At 74.9% G+C, this 19,084-nt stretch carries 16 protein-coding genes and 1 pseudogene; 6 read left to right on the forward strand and 11 right to left on the reverse strand.

Going from position 1 to position 19,084, the window contains the following annotated elements:
* Window positions 1-9: 9 nt before the first annotated feature.
* A complete protein-coding gene (locus KPL59_RS00470) occupies window positions 10-1,602 on the reverse strand; it encodes a PucR family transcriptional regulator (protein ID WP_226359560.1) in 1,593 nt (530 codons plus the stop codon).
* Between the two features lie 104 nt (window positions 1,603-1,706).
* Here KPL59_RS00470 and speB point away from each other — a divergent pair, with 104 nt between their 5' ends.
* Window positions 1,707-2,648, forward strand: a complete 942-nt coding sequence (speB, locus tag KPL59_RS00475) for an agmatinase (RefSeq protein WP_226351282.1) — start codon at window positions 1,707-1,709, stop codon at window positions 2,646-2,648.
* A gap of 6 nt (window positions 2,649-2,654) precedes the next feature.
* On the forward strand, window positions 2,655-4,106 hold the full coding sequence (locus tag KPL59_RS00480) for a sodium:solute symporter (protein WP_226359561.1): 1,452 nt from the start codon (window positions 2,655-2,657) through the stop codon (window positions 4,104-4,106).
* Window positions 4,107-4,134: 28 nt separating this feature from the next.
* Here KPL59_RS00480 and KPL59_RS00485 read toward each other — a convergent pair whose 3' ends face one another.
* The 5 genes from KPL59_RS00485 to KPL59_RS00505 form a co-directional block, all read right to left on the reverse strand.
* Window positions 4,135-5,190 carry an ABC transporter ATP-binding protein gene (locus KPL59_RS00485; RefSeq protein ID WP_226359562.1) on the reverse strand — a complete coding sequence of 352 codons (1,056 nt, stop codon included), beginning with the start codon at window positions 5,188-5,190 and terminating at the stop codon, window positions 4,135-4,137.
* A complete protein-coding gene (locus tag KPL59_RS00490; RefSeq protein WP_226359563.1) occupies window positions 5,178-6,131 on the reverse strand; it encodes a nitrilase-related carbon-nitrogen hydrolase in 954 nt (317 codons plus the stop codon). Before KPL59_RS00490 ends, KPL59_RS00485 begins: the two co-directional genes overlap by 13 nt.
* Window positions 6,132-6,141: 10 nt before the next feature.
* Window positions 6,142-7,308: a hypothetical protein gene (locus KPL59_RS00495; RefSeq protein ID WP_226359564.1), complete on the reverse strand. Its 1,167-nt coding sequence runs from the start codon at window positions 7,306-7,308 to the stop codon at window positions 6,142-6,144.
* Window positions 7,309-7,321: 13 nt separating this feature from the next.
* A complete protein-coding gene (locus KPL59_RS00500) occupies window positions 7,322-8,317 on the reverse strand; it encodes an ester cyclase (RefSeq protein WP_226351277.1) in 996 nt (331 codons plus the stop codon).
* Between the two features lie 95 nt (window positions 8,318-8,412).
* The gene (locus tag KPL59_RS00505; protein WP_226359565.1) at window positions 8,413-9,408 is read right to left on the reverse strand and encodes a LacI family DNA-binding transcriptional regulator; all 996 of its coding nucleotides are present in this window, start codon (window positions 9,406-9,408) and stop codon (window positions 8,413-8,415) included.
* Between the two features lie 124 nt (window positions 9,409-9,532).
* Here KPL59_RS00505 and hisD (KPL59_RS00510) point away from each other — a divergent pair.
* The 3 genes and pseudogenes from hisD (KPL59_RS00510) (at window position 9,533) to KPL59_RS00520 (ending at window position 12,341) form a co-directional block, all read left to right on the forward strand.
* Window positions 9,533-10,858 (forward strand): annotated as a pseudogene (hisD, locus tag KPL59_RS00510) (histidinol dehydrogenase).
* Entirely contained in the window at window positions 10,855-11,616 is a 762-nt protein-coding gene (locus KPL59_RS00515; RefSeq protein ID WP_226351275.1) for an SDR family NAD(P)-dependent oxidoreductase, read from the forward strand. Before hisD (KPL59_RS00510) ends, KPL59_RS00515 begins: the two are co-directional and overlap by 4 nt.
* On the forward strand, window positions 11,613-12,341 hold the full coding sequence (locus KPL59_RS00520; protein WP_226359566.1) for an HpcH/HpaI aldolase/citrate lyase family protein: 729 nt from the start codon (window positions 11,613-11,615) through the stop codon (window positions 12,339-12,341). Before KPL59_RS00515 ends, KPL59_RS00520 begins: the two co-directional genes overlap by 4 nt.
* Window positions 12,342-12,722: 381 nt before the next feature.
* Here the strand turns inward: KPL59_RS00520 and KPL59_RS00525 are convergent, their stop codons facing one another.
* Genes KPL59_RS00525 through hisD (KPL59_RS00545) form a run of 5 tightly spaced genes read right to left on the reverse strand, consistent with a single transcriptional unit; the run spans window position 12,723 to window position 17,888 of the window.
* Window positions 12,723-13,415 carry an alpha/beta fold hydrolase gene (locus KPL59_RS00525; RefSeq protein ID WP_226359567.1) on the reverse strand — a complete coding sequence of 231 codons (693 nt, stop codon included), beginning with the start codon at window positions 13,413-13,415 and terminating at the stop codon, window positions 12,723-12,725.
* 3 nt (window positions 13,416-13,418) lie between these two features.
* Window positions 13,419-14,318, reverse strand: a complete 900-nt coding sequence (locus tag KPL59_RS00530; protein WP_226351272.1) for a carbohydrate ABC transporter permease — start codon at window positions 14,316-14,318, stop codon at window positions 13,419-13,421.
* Window positions 14,315-15,181: a carbohydrate ABC transporter permease gene (locus KPL59_RS00535; protein WP_020627364.1), complete on the reverse strand. Its 867-nt coding sequence runs from the start codon at window positions 15,179-15,181 to the stop codon at window positions 14,315-14,317. The genes KPL59_RS00530 and KPL59_RS00535 overlap by 4 nt, the downstream gene beginning before the upstream one ends.
* A gap of 40 nt (window positions 15,182-15,221) precedes the next feature.
* Complete coding sequence (locus KPL59_RS00540) at window positions 15,222-16,562, reverse strand: ABC transporter substrate-binding protein (RefSeq protein WP_226359568.1); 1,341 nt, start codon at window positions 16,560-16,562, stop codon at window positions 15,222-15,224.
* A gap of 6 nt (window positions 16,563-16,568) precedes the next feature.
* Window positions 16,569-17,888, reverse strand: a complete 1,320-nt coding sequence (hisD, locus tag KPL59_RS00545) for a histidinol dehydrogenase (RefSeq protein ID WP_226359569.1) — start codon at window positions 17,886-17,888, stop codon at window positions 16,569-16,571.
* A gap of 192 nt (window positions 17,889-18,080) precedes the next feature.
* Here hisD (KPL59_RS00545) and KPL59_RS00550 point away from each other — a divergent pair, with 192 nt between their 5' ends.
* Entirely contained in the window at window positions 18,081-19,061 is a 981-nt protein-coding gene (locus KPL59_RS00550) for a C40 family peptidase (RefSeq protein ID WP_226359570.1), read from the forward strand.
* Window positions 19,062-19,084 lie beyond the last annotated feature (23 nt).

Raw genomic sequence — 19,084 nt, forward strand, 5'->3', positions numbered from 1 at the left:
ACCCCGCCGTCAGAACCGATCGGCGCCCGCCCCGCCCGCGGGCGGGGTGTCGTCACCGGCCCGGCCGAGGTCGCGGGCCTGCAGCGCCAGCCACAGCTCGTGGCGGTCCTGGGCCGAGGACAACCGGCGACCGCTGAGCCGCTCGGCCGCGGCGATCCGGTTCCGCACGGTGTGCCGGTGCACGCCCAGTGCGGCGGCGGTGGCCTCCCAGTGGCCGTTGCGCTCGACGAACGCGGCCACCGCGCGCAGCAGCTGCGCGCCGCGCGGGTCGGCGTCGAACGGGCCGAGGACGGCGTCGGCGAACCCGCCGAGGCGGTCGTGGTCGAGCAGCGCGAGCAGCATCCGGCTCGACGCCACGTCCTCGGCGTGCGCGGTCCGTCCGGTCAGCCGGGCCACCGGCAGTGCCGAGCGGGCCTGGCGCAGCGACACCGCCAGCGCGCCGGGGCGCACCGCGATCCCGATCCCGGCCGGGCGGCCCGCGGCCAGGGTGGTGAGCACGGTGTCCAGGTCGACCGGCGCGGGCACGGCCAGCTCGACCCGGCCCGCGGGGTCGGCGGGCTCGGTCCCCGGGCCGTCGCGCACCACCCGGACCAGGGCGTCGGGCAGCACGGCGGCGAGGTCGGCGGCCAGCTCGTCCGGGCGCGGCGCGGCGACGACCGCGGCCCGCAGCGGCTGTTCGGACAGACCGGCGGCGGCCAGCCTGCGGTCGGCGACGGCGTCGTCGACCACCCCGCGTTCCAGGAACGCGAGCAACCGGGCCCGGCCACGGCGCACCGCGGCGTCGAGACCGGCACGGCGTTCCAGGTCCAGCGACAGCAGCGACACCAGGTCCCCGGTGACCTGGTTGGAGTGCGGTCCCGCGACGGGCCCGTCCACCAGCAGCAGCGCCCGGATCCGGTGCGAGCCCAGCGGGTGCACCTCGCGGCGGCGCCCGCCGCCGGTCTCGACCGCCGCACCCAGCAGCCCCTGGGCACGCACGGCGGCGACGGTGCCCGCCAGGCCGGCGGCGAGGGCGTCGGCGCCGTCCGGCGGGGCGGCGGCCAGCACCCGTCCGAGCAGGTCGACGACCACCGCGGTGCGCCCGGTGGCCTGCGCGTGCACCGCGAGCACCGCCGCCGGTCCACCCGGGACGACGGCGGCCGCGGTGAGCGCCCGCTGGGTGCGCAGCGCCCACTGCAGCCGGGCCCGCTCGGCGGCGTCGCGGTGGGCGAACACGGCCCGGGTCACCGCGACGAACGGCACCCCGTCCGGGACCCCCAGCAGCGGCAGCCCGGCCCGGCGGGCGGCGGTGACCAGCTCGGCCGGGACCCGGCGGTGCGGCAGGTCCGCACCCAGCCCGAGCCCGAGCGCGACGACGCCGTGCGCGCGCAGGTGCCGGGCGTAGGCGGTGAGCCCCTCGAGGTCCGACGGCAGCAGGAACCCCACGGTGAGCACCAGCTCCCCGCCCTCCAGCCACGAGCCGGGCTCGGTCAGCTCCGACACCGCGGCCGCCGCGACCACGACGTCGAGGTCGGCGTCGTCGACGGCGGCGCGCCCGAGCCGCAGCGCGGGGTCGGCGAGCAGGGTCGCGAGCGTGACACCGGACGACGGGATGGACACCACGTCGAGGATCATCGCGCGGACTTCGACGTTTCGTCACTTCCCCCCCGCGCGCCCGGTGCCCGACCGTGGGCGCACCCGAGACCGCCGCCCCGAGGAGGCCCACCGTGACCGTCGGCCCGGTCGACGCCAGCGTCGTCCCCCGTTTCGCCGGACCCACCACGTTCGCCCGGCTCCCCCGACTCGACGAGGTGGAGCATGCCGACGTCGCGGTGCTGGGGCTCCCGTTCGACGCCGGGGTGTCCTACCGGCCCGGCGCCCGGTTCGGCCCGGCGCACGTGCGGGCGGCGTCGAAGCTGCTGCGGCCCTACCACCCGCCGCTGGGCGTCTCCCCGTTCGCCGCCCAGCAGGTGGCCGACGCCGGTGACCTCGGCATCAACCCGTTCTCGATCGACGAGGCGATCGCCACCGTCGAACAGGCCGCGGACCGGCTGCGCGCCGGTGGCACCACGCTGCTCGCGCTCGGCGGGGACCACACCGTGGCGCTGCCGCTGCTGCGGTCGGTGGCCCGCACCCACGGGCCGGTCGGCGTCGTGCACTTCGACGCCCACCTCGACACCTGGGACACCTACTTCGGCGCCGACATCACCCACGGCACCCCGTTCCGCAACGCCGCGCAGGAGGGGTTGCTCGACCCGCGGCGCTGCGTGCACGTCGGCATCCGCGGCCCGCTCTACAGCGAGCAGGACCTCGCCGACGACGAGGTCCTCGGCTTCCAGGTGATCGGCACCGACGACTTCCAGACCGACGGGGTGCCCGCCGTCGTCGAGCGGATGCGGCGCCGGCTGGGCACCGGGCCGGTGTACGTGTCGGTCGACATCGACGTGCTCGACCCCGCGCACGCCCCCGGCACCGGCACCCCGGAGGCCGGCGGGCTGACCAGCCGTGAGCTGCTGCACTGCCTGCGCGGGCTGGTGGGGGTCGACGTCGTCGGCGCCGACGTCGTCGAGGTCTCCCCCGCCTACGACCACGCGGAGATCACCGGGATCGCCGCCGCCCACGTCGCCTACGAGCTGGTGTCCGTGCTCGCCGCCAACCGGAAGGGCTGATCCGCCATGGACGTCGCCGTCGTCGTGCTCTACCTCGCCGCCATGATCGCCTTCGGGTTCTGGGGGCGCCGCCGCACCACCGACCGCACCGACTTCCTCGTGGCCGGGCGCCGGCTCGGGCCGTGGCTCTACTCCGGGACGATGGCCGCGGTCGTCCTCGGCGGCGCCTCCACGATCGGCGGAGTCGGGCTCGGCTACCAGTACGGGCTGTCCGGGATGTGGCTGGTCGTCGCGATCGGCTGCGGGATCCTGGTGCTGTCGCTGGCGTTCTCCGGGCGGATCCAGCGGCTCGGGGTGTTCACCGTCGGGCAGATGCTGGAGCTGCGCTACGGCACCGGGCTCGGCGCCCCGTCCGGGATCGTCATGTGGGCCTACACGCTGATGCTGGCCGTCACCTCGACGATCGCCTACGCGACCATCTTCGGGGTGCTGCTGGACCTGCCGCGGGTGCCGTCGATCCTGATCGGCGGTGCGGTGGTCGTCGTGGACTCCACGCTGGGCGGCATGTGGTCGGTGACGCTCACCGACTTCGTCCAGTTCCTGATCAAGACCGTCGGGATCTTCCTGGTGCTGCTGCCGGTCGCGCTGTGGCGGGCGGGCGGCTGGGACGGGCTGGTCGCCGCGGTCCCGGCCGACGCGCTGTCGCTCACCTCGATCGGCGGCGGCACGATCCTCACCTACTTCGTGACCTACGGCTTCGGGCTGCTGATCGGCCAGGACATCTGGCAGCGGGTGTTCACCGCCCGCTCCCCCGGGGTGTCGCGCTGGGCCGGGTTCGGCGCCGGGCTGTACTGCCTGGCCTACGGCGTGGTCGGCGCGCTGATCGGCACCGCCGCGCAGGTCGTCGTGCCCGGCCTGGACTCGCGCGACGACGCGTTCGCCGCGATCGTCGAGGCCGCGATGCCGCCGGTGCTGGCGGGGCTGGTGCTCGCCGCCGCGCTCTCGGCGGTCATGTCGACCTCCAGCGGCGCGCTGCTGGCGACGGCGACGGTGTTCGACCAGGACCTGCTCGGCGCGCTGCGCCGCCGGCGGGGCGCGGCCGCGGGGGCCACGGGGACCGAGGACCCGGCGCACGACGAGCTGTCCGGGAACCGCTGGGCGGTGGCCGCGTTCGGCGTCGTCATGGTCGGGATCGCCTGCCTGCTGCGCGACGTCGTCGCCGCCCTCACCCTGGCCTACGGGATCCTGGTCGGCGGGCTGCTCGTGCCGGTGCTGGGCGGGCTGCTGTGGCGGCGCGCCACCCGGGCCGGGGCGCTCGCCGCGATGGGCACCGGGACGGTGGTCACCCTCGCGACGATGCTCGCGCTGGGCGACCTCTACGCCAACGAGCCGGTGTTCGCCGGGCTCGGGACGGGCCTGGTCGCCTTCGTCGTGGTGTCGCTCGCGACCCGCCCGGTCGAGGCCGACGTGCGGGCCGGGTGGGACGCGCGGGTGGGCGCCGCCGCGGGCCGGGACTGAGCGGCGGCCGGCGGGCCCACCCGCACGGTCAGCCGAGACGGGCGCCGTCCGCGGCGAACAGGTGGGTGCGCGCCGGGTCCGGCGCGAGGTGCACCCCGGTGCCCCGCGCCGGAGGGCGGCGGCCGTCCACCCGGGCGACCATCGGGTGCTCGACGCCGTCGACGCGGGCGCGGCCGTAGACGTAGGCGTCCGCGCCGAGCTCCTCCACGAGGTCGATCTCCAGCGGGATCCCGTCCTCGGCCACGCGCAGGTCCTCCGGGCGGACGCCCACGGTGACCGTGTCCCCCGCCCCGCGCGGCACCGCGACGTCGACGCCGCCCAGCCGGACCCCGTCGGGGGTCACCGGCAGGCTCAGCAGGTTCATCGCCGGCGAGCCGATGAACCCGGCGACGAACGCGTTGGCCGGCCGGGCGTACAGCTCGCCGGGGGCGGCGCACTGCTGCAGCAGACCGTCCTTGAGCACGGCCACCCGGTCGCCCATCGTCATCGCCTCGACCTGGTCGTGGGTGACGTAGACGGTGGTGACCCCCAGCCGTCGCTGCAGCGACGCGATCTGGGTGCGGGTCTGCACGCGCAGCTTCGCGTCGAGGTTGGACAGCGGCTCGTCCATCAGGAACACCTGCGGCTGGCGGACGATCGCGCGGCCCATCGCGACGCGCTGACGCTGCCCGCCCGAGAGCGCCTTGGGCTTGCGGTCCAGGTAGGCCTCCAGGTCGAGGATGCGGGCGGCCTCGGCGACCCGGTGGGCGATCTCGGCCCTGGCGGTGCCCGCCATCCGCAGCGCGAAGCCCATGTTCTCGGCGACCGACATGTGCGGGTAGAGGGCGTAGTTCTGGAACACCATGGCGATGTCGCGTTCCTTGGGCGCGACGCCGGTGACATCGCGCTCGCCGATCCGGATGTGGCCGCCGTCGACGTCCTCCAGCCCGGCGAGCATCCGCAGCGAGGTGGTCTTGCCGCAGCCCGAGGGCCCGACCAGGACGAGGAACTCGCCGTCGGCGATCTCGAGGTCGAGGGCGTCGACGGCGGCCCGGGGCGAGCCCGGGTAGCGCCGTGTCACCGCGTCGTAGGTCACGCCGGCCATGGTGGTGGTCCTTCCGGTGGGGGGTCGGGCTCGCGGTACAGGTCGGGTCTGCGGTCGCGCAGGACGTGGTTGTGCGGGGTGAGGTGCTTGTCGCGGGCGGCGGCCGGGTCGACGGCGGCGAGCAGCACGCCGGGCTCCCCCGGCGGCGGGCCGCCGGGCCCGGCGAGCAGGTTCCCGTCGGCGTCGGCGATCACCGGCGCCTCGAACCAGGCGACCCCGCGCTCGGTGCCGCAGCGGTCCGCGGCGACCACGTGCACCCGGTACGCCCCGGCGACGGCGCGGACCTTGGCGACCTCCAGCGGGTCCTGCCCGTCGGGGGTCGGGCGCCACGGCCAGTTCACCGGCGCGGCGACGATCTCGGCGCCGTCCTGCGCGGCCCGGCGCACCCACTCGGGGAACTCCAGGTCGTAGCAGACCATCGGGGCGATCCGGCCGGCCGCGGTCGCGACCACCGGGGGTGCGGCGTCACCGGGGGTGAACAGCGTGTGCTCGCGGTCCCACAGGTGGACCTTGCGGTAGACCGCGCGCCGCAGCCCGTCCTCGACGACGACGGCGCTGTTGTAGACCCGGCCGTCGGCGCCGAGCTCGGCGAACCCGGCCACGACGACGCAGCGCAGCTCCGCCGACAGGGCCGCGAACCGGGCGACGGTGGGCCCGTCGGCCGGTTCGGCGGCGGCCCGCGCCTCGGCGGCGTCGGCGAAGGCGTACCCGCAGACGGCGAGCTCGGGCAGGACGACCAGCCGGGCGCCGCCGGCGACCGCCGCGCGCACCGCGCGCTCGGCGATCGCCGGGTCCGGGGCGTCGATCCGCGCCGGGATCCGGCACGCCGCCACCGTCACCCGGCCGTCGGTGGGCGCCACCGGTGCGGGGGCCACGGGCCCCGCCGCCGATGCGGGCGGGCCCGCCGCCGGCCCCGCCTCCGTGGGGTCCGTCGCCGACATCCCGGCCGCCTCAGTCGTCCTCGGCCGCGAACGCCAGCACCGCGGCCGGTGCGAGGTAGCCGTCGGCGTCGAGTACCCGGCCCCGGTCACGGGCACCGGCCACGACCTCGCGCGCCCACTCGTGCCGGACCCGGCCGTCGCCGCCGGTGACCACCAGCAGCTCCGCGGTGCCGGGGGTGGCGGTCCGGCCGCCCTCGGCGTCGAGCGCCGTCACCGAGCGCCAGGCGCCGGGCGGCACCGACAGGGTGTCCCGCGGGCCGAGCTCGACGGTGCGCGCGTCGTCGCCGGTGTTGAGGGTGACCGCCCAGTGCCCGGCCTTCACCGTCAGCACCTGGGTCGCGTCGTGCCGGTGGGTGAGCACGCCGTCGCCGGGCAGGGCCCGCAGCCACGCCAGCGCGAACCCGTGCGGGTCGAGCAGCCGCGGTACGGCGGCCCGGCTCTCCACACTGCCCCAGCCGATGACCGGGGCGAGCTCGGCGCCGCCGCCGGGCAGCCGCGAGCACAGGTAGGGCTCGGCGACCCACGGCCGGTCGGCGGCGTGCACCACGCGGCCACGGAACTGCTCGCGGGTGTAGACGTCGAGCCGGTCGATCTCGGCCTGCTCCATCGGCCGGATCAGCGCGACGTCGTCGGGCAGCGCGTCCCCGGCGACGGTGTCGACGAGCCGGTTGTCCGCGGTGAGGTGCAGGCCGTGACCGGCTGCCTCGGCCAGGACCGTGGGGCCCCAGATGATGCCGCCGGTGTCGTCGCGGCCCAGGACGGTGAGCAGGATGCCGTCGTCGTCGCCGACGTTGGTGAAGCCGCGGAAGATCCACGGCGGGACCGAGACGACGTCGCCGTCGACGCTGCGGTAGGTGCCCTGGGTGCCGTCCGGGCCCCAGCGTAGCTCGTAGTCGCCGTCGAAGTTGATGAAGACCTCGGCGGTGAAGTGCAGGTGCAGGCTGTTCGTGGTGCCGTGCGGCATGCCCGCCGCACCGAGGTTGAAGCCGTGCGGCTCGCGCAGGTTGACGTGCTGGGACGCGTTCTGCGTGACCCCGGGGCCGATGAAGGAGTAGTTGTCCTTGCGGTCCGAGCCCGGGGTGCGGCAGTCGATGAACGCGGCCTTGCACGGGACCCAGTCCGCGTGCCGGACGGTGCGGCGGGCGAGCTCGCCCGCGCTGACCACCGTGTCGTGCATGTCGGTGCTCCGGTCAGTAGATGTTGGTGTCGGTGAACGCCTCGGTCCGGCCGGCGTCGATCTGCGCACGCAGCGCGATCTCGTCGAAGACCCGGACCTCCTTGACGATGCGGCCGCCCTGGACCAGGAACTGCGAGACGCCGAGCAGCTCCACCTCGCCGCCGGTGAGCGGACCGAACACCGGCGTCCCGCGGTAGGTCCCGCGCATCACCCAGGTCACCGCGATCCGCAGGCCCGCGTAGCGCTCGGCGTGGTTGGTCTGGACGTCGCGGACCTCGAACCGGGCGTCCGGGAACGGCGCGACGAGCGCGAGCAGGTCGCGCTGGTAGCCGTCCGGGCGCACGACGGTCTGGTCCCCGACGGTGTGCAGGAACAGGTCACGGTGCATGTAGTCGGTGACCTTCTGGTAGCGCCGGGAGTTCCAGACCTCCTCGAGGAACTCCAGCACCATCTCGCACTCGGGCCGGAAGTCGTCCGGCCGCGGGCCGCTGTCGCCGACCGCGAGCACGTCCTTCGGCGGCTGCTCGGTCATCGAGCCCTGGTAGCCGCGGAACCGCAGCTCCCGGGCGGCCTCGGCGGGGTCGATGCCCCGCTGCAGGCAGTCGGCGAGCTCGTCGCGCACCACCCACTCCTCCACCATCCGCCCGCGGCGGTAGAGACAGTTGGCGATGGTGCGCTTGCGGATCCGCTTCACGACGCCGTCGACGAGGATCTCGTCGGCGGAGAAGACCAGGTGCGAGCTGAGGAACGCATCGTCGCCGCGGGCCTCCCACACCACGTCCTCCGCCTGCCCGACGTGCTGCGGGGTGCCCGCGATGCGCATCAGGCTGCCCTCGATCACCCCGTCGCGGCCGACCACGGTGCCGAGCCCGCCGTGGACGATCGAGTCCGGCTCGTAGTTGTCGACGATGTAGGACACGTCCCGCTGGACCCAGATCCGGTCGGTCACCTCCCGGATGAAGTCGTCCGGGTCGTTGTAGGGCTCATACGCGACCGGGTCGAGCGCCATGGTCGTCCTTCCTCGTCGGGATCCGTGCCACGACTGTATGCGTATGCACATCTGCCGGGCAAGTGCCGCGCGGGGATTTCCGGCGACCGGACCGGCTACACCCGGGGAGCGGCCACGGTCGCGCGGGCGACGTAGTGCGTCGGGTACACGACGTGCCGCGGCTCGGCCGTGGGGTCGGTCAGCCGCGCGACGACCAGGCGGGCGGACTCCCGGGCGACCTCGTCGAGGTCGTAGGCGACGGTGCTGAGACGGACCATGGCCCAGCGCGAGGTCGGCAGATCGTCGAAGCCGACCACCGAGGTGTGACCGGGCACCGGGACGCCGGCCTCGGCGGCGGCGTCGAGCACCCCGAGCGCGACGACGTCGTTGCCGCACAGCAGCAGGGTCGGTCCGCCGGCCCGCTCGTACAGGGTGCGGAACCCCTCCCGGCCGGTGGCGAAGTCGAACGGGCCGTGCAGCACGTCGCGCTGGGCGAGCGTCAGGCCGTGCTCGTCGAGCACCGTGCGCACGACCTGCTCGCGCACCTCACCGGTGCTGGTGTTGCGCGGCCCGAAGATCGCCCCGATCCGGGTGTGACCCAGCCGGACGGCCTCGTCGAGCACCTCGCGCACACCCTGCTCGGGGTCGACGGTCACCGCGTCGGCGGCCACGCTGGGTGCGGTCCGGTTCAGGTAGACGAACGGCACGCCGCGGTCGCGCAGCCGGGCGGGCTGGATGGAGTCCACCGTCGTCGTGGACAGCACCACCCCGGCCAGGCCGTGCGCGGCGACCCGCTCGGGCAGCGGGGCGGTCCCGGCCGACTCGGTGATCAGCACGAGCTCGTGGCCGAACCCCTCCAGCTCGTGGTGCAGCGGGCCGATCATGTTCGCGTAGAACCGGTTCTCCAGGTCGGCGACGACCAGCCCGATCCGGTTCGAGCGACCCACCGACAGCGCCCGCCCGATCGCGTTGGTCGAGTAGCCCAGGGCCAGGGCCGCCTCGCGGACCTTGCGCTTGGTCGCCTCCGACACCCGGGGGTGGTCGGTGAGCGCGCGCGACACCGTCGGCTGCGAGACCCCGGCGAGCCTCGCCACGTCGCGACTGGTGACCATGTCCGCCCTTCCCCCGACCGGCCGTCGAGCCTAGTGCTCCGCCGGACACACCCTTGACAGCGGCGCGTCGCCGCCGTTCACTGCTGAGCCGTAGCGCATACGTATGCTACCAAGAGAGGGCGGTATGGCGCAGGAACTGAAGAGTGCGACGGGGACGGCCCCGCGCCGCAGCGACGCGGGCGTCGCCGAGCGGGTCCGGGCGATCGTGGACGACGTGCGTACGCGCGGCGACGCGGCGGTGCGGGAGTACGCGGACCGGTTCGACGGCCGCGCCCCGGAGCGCCTGACCCCCGAGCGGGTCGACGAGCTGGTCGCGTCGCTGCCGCGGCAGGTGGTCGACGACATCCGGTTCGTGCAGGACCAGGTCCGCAACTTCGCGCGGGTCCGGCGGGAGTCCCTGCACGACGTCGAGGTCGAGACCCTGCCGGGTGTGGTCCTCGGGCACCGGCACGTTCCGGTCGGCTCGGCGGGTGCGTAGGTGCCGGGCGGGCGGTACCCGCTGACGGCGTCGGCGCACATGACGATCGTGACCGCGAAGGCCGCGGGCGTGCCGCACGTGGTCGCCTGCACGCCCCCGATCCGCGGCGAGGTCCCGGCGGCGACGGTCGCGGCGATGCACCTGGCCGGCGCGGACGAGATCCACGTCCTGGGCGGGGTCCAGGCGGTCGCGGCGATGGCGCTGGGCACCGACTCGGTCTCCCCGGTCGACATGCTGGCCGGACCGGGCAACGCCTACGTCGCCGAGGCCAAGCGGCAGCTGTTCGGCGAGGTCGGCATCGACCTGTTCGCCGGGCCCACCGAGATCCTGGTCGTCGCCGACGACACCGCCGACCCGCTCACCGTCGCCGTCGACCTGCTGTCGCAGGCCGAGCACGGCCCGGACTCCCCCGCCGTGCTCGTCACCACCTCCGCCGCACTGGGACGGGCGGTGCTCGACCTGGTCGACCGGCTGCTGCCGGGGCTGCCCACGAACGACCTGGCCGGGCCCGCGTGGCGCGACCACGGCCGGATCGTGGTCTGCGACGACGCCGACGAGATGTGGCGCGTCGCCGACGACCTCGCCGCCGAGCACGTCCAGGTGTTCACCGCCCGTCCGCGCGAGGCCCTGGACCGGATGCGCAACTACGGGGCGCTGTTCCTGGGGGAGAACACCTGCGTCTCCTACGGCGACAAGGTGATCGGCACCAACCACGTGCTGCCCACCTTGGGCGCGGCCCGCTACACCGGCGGGCTGTGGGTCGGGAAGTACCTCAAGACCTGCACCTACCAGGAGGGGCGCGACCCCGCGGCGAGCGCGGAGCTGGGCCGGGTGTGCGGGCGGGCGGCGCGGGTGGAGCTGTTCGAGGGGCACGCCCGCTCCGGGGACCTGCGGGCCTGGCGGCACGGCGGCGACCGGTTCGGCTGGCTGGACGCGGTCGCCCCGGCCGGGAGCACGGTGGCGGGGTCGTGAACGCGGCGGTCACGGGGCGCACCGCGCTGGTGACCGGCGGCGGCAGCGGGCTGGGTGCGGCGATCGCGTCGCACCTGGCCCGCGCCGGCGCCCGGGTCGTGCTCGCCGGACGGCGCGCCGACGCCCTCGCCGCGACCGCGGCCCGGATCGGGCCCGCCGCCCGGGCCGAGACGTGCGACGTCGCCGACCCGGACTCCGTCGCGGACCTGGCGGACCGGCTCACCGACGAGGAGGTCTCGATCGTCGTCAACAACGCCGGGATCGCCGGTCCGGTCGCCCCGCTGGTCGAGGTGAGCCCGCAGGAGTGGGACGAGGTGTTCGCGGTCAACGTGCGCGGCACCTACCTGGTGTGCCGGGCGTTCCTGCCGCCGATGCTGGAGCGCGGCGACGGCGACGTGGTCAACGTGGCCTCGGTGTCGGGGAAGCGGCCGCTCGCCCGGCGCACGCCGTACTGCGCGTCGAAGACCGCGGTGCTGGGGCTGACCTCGACGCTCGCGTTCGAGGCCGGCCCGGCCGGGGTCCGGGTCAACGCCCTGTCGCCCGGCCCGGTCGAGGGTGACCGGATGGACCGGAACTTCGCCCTCGAGGCGCGGCGGACCGGCACCGACGTCGCCGCGGCGCGCGCGGCGTTCGTCGGGCGGGCCGCGCTCGGCCGCATGATCACCGCCGACGAGGTGGGCGCGGCCGTCGTCGCGATGCTCGCCATGCCGGGGCTGTCGGGCGCCGACGTCGACCTGTCGGCCGGGATGATCGCGTGAGGGCGCGGGTCGCCGCCGGGGAGCGGCTCGCCGGGGCCCTGGTGCGGATGCCGTGCGAGGAGATCGTGGAGATGCTCGCCGTCGCCGGTCTGGACTTCGTCCTGATCGACTGCGAGCACGGCCCGGCCGACGTGTCGTCGCTGCGCACCCACATCGCGTTCGCCGACGCGCACGGGCTCCCGGTGCTGGTCCGGCCCGGGGAGGGCGAGCACCACCTGGCCCAGCGCGCGCTCGACCAGGGCGCCCGCGGGATCGTCGCCCCGCACGTGGAGGACGCGGAGGGGGCCGCGGCGCTGGTGCGGGCGCTGCGGTACCCACCGCACGGGACCCGCGGGTTCGCGACGTACCCGCGGGCGGGCCGGTTCGGCGAGGTCACCGCGGCGCAGCACCGGGCGGCGGCGCAGGACGTCCTGGTCGTGGCGATGCTCGAGTCACCCGGCGCCCTCGCCCGGGCCGGGGAGATCGTCGGGGTGGACGGGATCGACGGCTGGCTCGTCGGCGTCGCGGACCTGGGCGCGTCCCGCACCGACACCGACCCGCCCGTTGCGGAGCTGCTGGAGGCGGTGCGCGCCGACCCGGCGCTCCGCGGCGCCGCGCGGGCCGACCTCGCGGGTTCGGCGGACGCGGCCGCGGCGTCGTTCGACGGTGGGGCGCAGCTGGTGGTCTACAACCTGACCGCGGTGATGATGGCGTCGTTCCGGGAGCTGGCCGCGGCAACGGGCTGAGCGTCGCCGCCGGCAGGGCCGGCTCCGACCATGATCGCCGCGAGTGAGGGTTCCGGTGCCGTCCGTGGCACCGGAACCCTCACTCGTGCTGATCGTGCGACCGGCCCGATCGGCGCCGGGCCCGCGGACGGGTGCGGCGGTCCGGCGCACAACACCCCGGAGCCAGGGCTCGGCGCGTCCCCCTGTCCCGGGCGCGTCGGCTCCCTCACGTGCCGACGCCCGCGCGGTGATCCGCGGTACGCGCGCAGAGCCGGTCGTCGCGCGCGTCCCGACACGCGCGAACAGCCGATCACCGCGCGAGCGGCGGATCACCACGCGGGCGGCGGATCAGCACGCGCACGCGGGATCACCGCGCGGGCTCCGGATCACACACGCGAGCGATCAGCGGGCGGAGCGCCCGTGCACCTCGGACAGCCACTCCCCCAGCAATGCCGCCACCGTGTCCTGGGCCTCGACCGGGAGCAGGTGACCGACGCCCGGCAGCACGTGCAGCCGGGCGTCCGGCACCAGCTCGGCGATCTCGGTGTGCCGCTCGACCGGGCACAGCCGGTCCTGCCCACCGGCCAGCACCAGGGTCGGCACCGCGACGGCGGGCAGGGCCGGGCGCTCGTCGACGCGGGTGCCCTGCAGCCGCAGCTGGGCCGCGAGGCGCCGCTCCCCCGTCTCGTCGGCCATCCGCAGGGCGGTGGCATCGAGCGACCGGTCGTGCAGCAGCAGCTCCAGCGGCTGCAGGGCCCGGGCGGGGGCGCCGTCGTCGAGCCGGGTGAGCGCCGCGTCCCAGCCGGCGCGCTGTTCGGGGGTCGGCGGCCGGGCGTTGGTCGCCATCAGGCACAGCCCGGCGACCCGCTCCGGGGCCCGCCGGGTCAGTGCCATCGCGACGATCCCGCCCAGGCTGAGCCCGCCGAGGGCGAACCGGGCGGGCAGCCCGTCGAGCAACGCCTCGACCTGCTCGTCGAGGGTCGGCCGGTCGAGGACCGGGTGCAGCGCCCCGGCCCCCGCCGGGCCCCACAGCCGGGCCGAGCAGTTCATCCCCGGCAGCAGGACCAGCGGCGGGGACGACGGGACGCCGGGCACCGCTCAGCCCTTGACCGAGCCCGCGCCCAGACCGGCGACGAGGTAGCGCTGGGCGACGAAGGCGAACCCGATCACCGGCAGCGTCAGCAGGATCGCGGCGGCGCCCGCCTGCTGGAGCATCGGCAGGGTCTGCCCGAGCTGGGTGGCGATGAACACCGGGACGGTGCGGGCGACGACGTCGGTGAGCACGTTCGCCGTCAGGTACTCCTGGAACGCGAACAGGAACATGAAGATCCCCGCGGTCAGGATCCCGGGGCCCATCAGCGGCACCATGACCCGCCAGAGGATCTGGAAGCGGCTGCAGCCGTCGAGCATGGCGGCCTCGTCGAGCTCCTTGGGGATCTCGGCGAAGAAGTTGCGCAGCAGCCAGATCGAGAACGGCTGGTTGATCGCCACGAGCGCGGCGGCGACGGCGAAGGTCGTGTCGTAGATCCCCAGCGAGCGCGACAGCTCGTACATCGGCAGCACGACCGCGAAGCGGGGCAGCGCACGGAAGATCAGCGCCGTGATGAGCAGGGCCACCGACACCCAGCCCGGGTAGCGCGACAGCGCGTAGGCGGCGGGGATGCCGATGAGCAGCGCGATCACCGTGCTGATCAGCGCGACGACCAGGGTGTTGAGCAGGTACCGGTAGAACTCGGTGGTCTGCCACAGGTCGACGAACGCGGTGAACGTCGGGGTCCAGGTGAACACCGGCGGGTCGAGGAAGGCGACGTCGGTGGGCTTGGTGACCGACATGGCCGTCCACAGCACCGGGCTCAGCATCACCCAGCAGACCACCAGCAGCAGGCCGCCGACCAGCACGCTCCTCCCCCGCGGGCGGCGGCGGGCCCGGGCGGGGCCGGCACCGTCGGACGGGCCGGGGGCGGTGGTGGCCGGCGGGGTGGTCTGCACGCTGGTCACTGGCGGGCCTCCTTGGCCATGTCCCGGATGAACGGGGAGAGCAGCAGCACGATCAGGACGATGAGCAGCACGTTGATCGCGCTGCCGAGCCCCAGCTGCTGGCCGCCGTCCTGGAAGGCGATGTTGTAGATGTAGAGCATGATCGACTCGTTGCCGATCTGCGGTGCCTGCGGCGAGAGCGGGACGAGCTGGTCGAACGTCCGCAGCACGTCCATGATCGAGATGATCGAGACGAAGGTGAGGACGCCCCGGATGCTCGGCACGATCACGTGCCAGTGCACCCGCCAGCCGGTCGCTCCGTCGATCCGGGCGGCCTCGACGATCTCCCCCGGCACGCCCTGCAGCCCGGCGAGGATCACCAGCATGGCGAACGGCAGCATGAACCAGACCGTGTCGAGCCCGATCATGACCCGGTTCGCCCACGGCTCGGTGAACCAGAGGATCTCGGCCCCGGTGAGTTCGGTGATCAGGTAGTCGACGACGCCGCCGAAGTTGGAGTCGAACAGCCAGGAGAACATCGTGGCGCCGACGACGTTGGGCACGACGTAGGAGACCAGCAGCACGCCGAGGACCCAGGGGCGGGACCGGCCGAGCCCGTTGACCAGGACGGCGAGCAGGTAGCCCCCGACCAGCAGGACGGCGACGACCGCGACGGTCAGGCCGACGGTGAACAGCACGGCCCGCCCGAGCCGGGGGTCGGACAGGGCCTGGGCGTAGTTGTCCAGGCCGAGGAAGGTGCCGGGTTCGCCGTAGTTGACCCGCTGCAGGCTCCACTCCACCGTCTTGTAGAGCGGGAACAGCAGCAGGCCGAGCATCACCAGCAGGCTCGGGGAGACCAGCCCCAGGAACTCGCGCCTGCGCATGATCGCCTCACCTCGCTCTCGTGGGTGGTGGGAAGGGGGGTCAGCGCCGGTACTCGGCGACGATCGCGGTCGCGATCTCCTGCATCTGCCGCTGACCGTCGGGGATCGTCGTCCGGCCGGCCAGCACGTCGGCGACGACCGGGCGGGTCTCGTTGCTGATCCGGGAGGTCCACGGGGACGGCTCCGGCGGCGGGGCCTTCCCCAGCGCGGTCAGCTGCGCCGGCGCGAACGGGCTGCTCGCCGGCGTCACGCTGCCCTCGCGGGCCGGGAAGGCCGCCGGCACCGCGGCCCGCGACGCCTCCTCGCCCACCGAGGCGGCGACCAGCCGGAACAGCAGGTCCTTGTCCACCTCGGTGTTCTCCGGGATGGCCCAGCCGTCCACCGACAGGGCGTTGTAGAGGACGTCCCCGCCGGCGACCGACGGCGGCGGGGCGAACGCGAAGTCGGTCGCGAACCGGCTGTTGGCGGGGTCGGTGAGATCCAACATGCGGCCGCTGAACATGATCGCGATCGCGGCCGAGCCGTTGTACATCTGCTGCTGCACCGCGGGCTGGGCGAACGTCGTCACCTGCGGGTCCATGAACGGCAGCAGCGACCGCAGCTCGGTGAAGGCCTGCGCGGCCTGTGGGGTGTCGAAGTTCGGGCGGCCGGTGTCGCGGTCGACGTAGTCGGTGCCCAGCGAGCCCAGCGCCGCGTCGTAGGCGGTCGCGACGTCCGAGCTCGCCAGCAGCGGCAGGGCCAGCGGGTAGCGGATCCCGCCCTCGCGCTGGATGCGGTCGGCGGCCTGGCGCAGCTCGGCGAAGGTCCGCGGCGGGGCGATGCCGAGGCGGTCGAACACGTCGCGGCGGTAGGCCATGACGAAGGTCTGGGCCTGCATCGGGAGGCCGTAGAGCTTCCCGTCGTAGGACAGCGCCTCGCGCATCTCGGGGTTGAGCCGGTCCAGACCGAGCTCCGCGCCGTAGCGGGCCATCAGGTCGTCGAGCGGGTGCAGCTTGCCGGTCGAGGCCTGCTGCGGGACGACGAACCCGTAGGTCTCGAGGATGTCGTAGGTGCCGTAGCGCCCGGCCAGGGTGGCCGTCGTCTTCTGCGACTGGCCCGCGTAGTCGACCGGCTCATGGTGCAGGGTCACCCCGTCCTTGGAGCAGCTGCGCACCATCGAGTTGGTGAACGGGTCGATGGCCGAGGAGTTGTAGGCCAGGACGTTGACGTCCACCGACGACGGTGGCGGCGGGAAGTCACACGGGACGAGCGTGGCGGTGGCGGCGGGGGTCCGCGACCCGGCGCCGCACCCCGCGAGCAGCAGGACGACGGCGAGCCCCACCGCGACCACCGGCAGGCGGGCGCCGCGGCCGGCGACCGCGCCCCGTGTATACATACGCATGCGCGTTCAGCTCCTGAGCGCGTCGAGTCGGATGCGGGCGCTGTCCCGGTGTCCGACGAGCTGCTCGAAGTCGGACACGGTCACGGTCGGCTCGGCCTGGGCCCGGGTCGCCTCGCGCGTGGCCCGCTGGTAGGTCAGCTGTTTGAGGAAGCCGGCCACCGACAGCCCGCCGGTGTAGCGCGCGCCCCGGGTCGTCGGCAGCACGTGGTTGGTGCCGGACATGCCCTTGTCGGCGTAGGCCACCGTCGAGTGCGGGCCGAGGAACAGCGAGCCGTAGTTGTGCAGCCGCCCCAGCCACCAGTCGAGGTCCTCGGCGATCACCTCGAGGTGCTCGGGAGCGAGGGTGTCCATGACCCGGGCGACGGTCTCGCGGTCGGGCGCCAGGTAGACCGTGCCGTGGTCGCGCCAGGCCGCGCCAGCGATCTCCGCGGTGGCCAGGCCCGCGAGCTGCTTCTCGATCTCCCGCGGGACCTCCTCGGCCAGCCGCTCGGAGGTGGTGGCCAGCGACGCGGGCGAGGTCGGCCCGTGCTCGGCCTGGGCCAGCAGGTCCGCGGCGACGGTCGCGGCGTCGGCGGTGTCGTCGGCGATCACCGCGACCTCCGACGGCCCGGCCAGCACGTCGATGCCCACCTGCCCGTAGAGCTGGCGCTTGGCCTCGGCGACGTAGGCGTTGCCGGCGCCGACGATCATGTCCGAGGGCGTCCCGTCGAGCAGCCCGAACGCCATGGCGGCGAGTGCCTGCACACCGCCGACGGCGTACACCGCGTCGGCACCGCTGATGTGCGCCGCGTAGAGCACGGCCGGGTGCGGGCGCCCGTCGCGCGAGGGCGGGGTCGCCGCGACGATGTTCGGCACGCCCGCCACCCCGGCCACCCCGACCGTCATGAACGCGCCGGCCAGCAGCGGGAACCGGCCCGCCGGGAGGTAGGCGCCGACGTTCCCGACCGGGATCAGACGCTGACCGCACACCACCCCGGGCAGGACCTCGGCCTCGAAGTCCTGCAGCCGGTCCCGCTGCATCCGCGCGAACCGGCGGGTCCGGTCCGCGCCCGCCTCGAGCGCCTCGCGCAGGCCCGCGGGCAGCTCGTCCCCGGCACGAGCCAGCTCGGCGGGGCCGACGAGCAGGTCGGTGCCGGTGAACCCGTCGAGCTCCCGGGCGTAGCGCAGCACCGCGTCCATCCCGCCGGCGGAGATGGTGCGCAGCATCTCCGAGACGGTGGCGACCACGGCCGGGTCGCGCAGGTCCGCGCTGTCGACGACGGCAGGCGCCTTCGCCACGGTGACGGGCGACCCGATGCGCCGCAGGTCCGCTTCAGTGAGATGCATACGCATACACTAAGAGCAGCGGGGGACCTGACAAGAGGCTGACGGCGTTCGGGCCGCGCGTTTCACCTCCCGGTACCCGGCGACGACCTGCGAGGCGGGTCGTGAACGGCGGGCGGGGCCACCCCACTCGTCGTGGTGACCCGGCGGTGTGGGTGCTTGCCCCGACGCCTCCCGCCGTCGAGAGTCCCGGCCGTGCCCCGTGTCCTGTCCGTCCTGTTCGCCGCGGTGCTCGGTTGTGCCGCCCTGCCCGCGGCCGCCGTCCCCGCGGCCGCCGAAGGACCGGGGCGGACGTTCGTCGCCGTGTCGGTCGCGACGGTGTGGACCTCACCGGACAGTCCGCGCCCGCGGGACCGGGCCGCCGTCGCCACCCCGGCCGACCCGGCCGGGTGGCTGGGGTCGATGAGCAGCGCGGACCGCCGCGAGCTCACCACCGCCTCGCGCACCCAGACCCAGGTGCTGCTCGGCGCCCCGGTGACCGTGACCGCGCGTCGCGACGGCTGGGCGCAGGTCGTCGTGCCCGGCCAGCCGTCGGGCAAGGACCACCGTGGCTACCCCGGCTGGGTCCCCGAGGCCCAGCTCGTCGACGACCCCGCGTTCGGCGCGCTCGCCGCGGGGGCGCCCGCCGGCACCGTCGACGGCGTCGCGACGACCTGGCTGTACCGCGACGCGGCCCGCACCGAGCGGCTGCGCGAGGTCAGCGTCGGTACCCGGCTGCCGGTCGTCGGCGAGGCGGGCGATGCGGTCCGGGTCGCGCTGCCCGGCGGCGACCAGGCATGGACGGCGGCGGAGACCCTCCGGCCGGGGGCGCCGCCCTCTCCGACCGGGGAGGGGCTGGTCGCGACAGCGCGGCTGTTCCTGGACCGTCCGTACCTCTGGGGCGGGCGCTCCGGGTTCGGTCCGGACTGCTCGGGCCTGACCGGGCTGGCCTACGCGCTGCACGGGATCACCGTCGGGCGCGACGCCTCCGACCAGTCCCGCGGTGGACGGCCGGTCGGCGACCCCGCCGACCTGCGGCCCGGTGACCTGCTGTTCTGGAACTCCCCCGCGACGCACGTCGCGATGTACGCCGGCGGCGGCACGATGATCGAGGCGTTCGATGCGGCCACCCCGGTCCGGGTCACCCCGGTGCGGTTCGACGCGACGTACTCCGGGGCCCGCCGGTACCTGCCGTGATCTGAACACCTGACGAGGTGTGA

Source organism: Pseudonocardia sp. ICBG1142 (genome assembly GCF_020496255.1).
Lineage (GTDB): Bacteria > Actinomycetota > Actinomycetes > Mycobacteriales > Pseudonocardiaceae > Pseudonocardia.

What these genes read in the sequence shown, in the direction of transcription:
- KPL59_RS00505 (WP_226359565.1), bottom strand. Translation starts at nt 9,408, where the DNA reads ATGGTCACCAGTCGCGACGTGGCGAGGCTCGCCGGGGTCTCGCAGCCG.
- KPL59_RS00540 (WP_226359568.1), bottom strand. Translation starts at nt 16,562, where the DNA reads ATGCGTATGTATACACGGGGCGCGGTCGCCGGCCGCGGCGCCCGCCTG.
- KPL59_RS00485 (WP_226359562.1), bottom strand. Translation starts at nt 5,190, where the DNA reads ATGGCCGGCGTGACCTACGACGCGGTGACACGGCGCTACCCGGGCTCG.
- KPL59_RS00535 (WP_020627364.1), bottom strand. Translation starts at nt 15,181, where the DNA reads ATGCGCAGGCGCGAGTTCCTGGGGCTGGTCTCCCCGAGCCTGCTGGTG.
- KPL59_RS00490 (WP_226359563.1), bottom strand. Translation starts at nt 6,131, where the DNA reads ATGTCGGCGACGGACCCCACGGAGGCGGGGCCGGCGGCGGGCCCGCCC.
- KPL59_RS00495 (WP_226359564.1), bottom strand. Translation starts at nt 7,308, where the DNA reads ATGCACGACACGGTGGTCAGCGCGGGCGAGCTCGCCCGCCGCACCGTC.
- hisD (WP_226359569.1), bottom strand. Translation starts at nt 17,888, where the DNA reads ATGCATCTCACTGAAGCGGACCTGCGGCGCATCGGGTCGCCCGTCACC.
- KPL59_RS00480 (WP_226359561.1), top strand. Translation starts at nt 2,655, where the DNA reads ATGGACGTCGCCGTCGTCGTGCTCTACCTCGCCGCCATGATCGCCTTC.
- KPL59_RS00500 (WP_226351277.1), bottom strand. Translation starts at nt 8,317, where the DNA reads ATGGCGCTCGACCCGGTCGCGTATGAGCCCTACAACGACCCGGACGAC.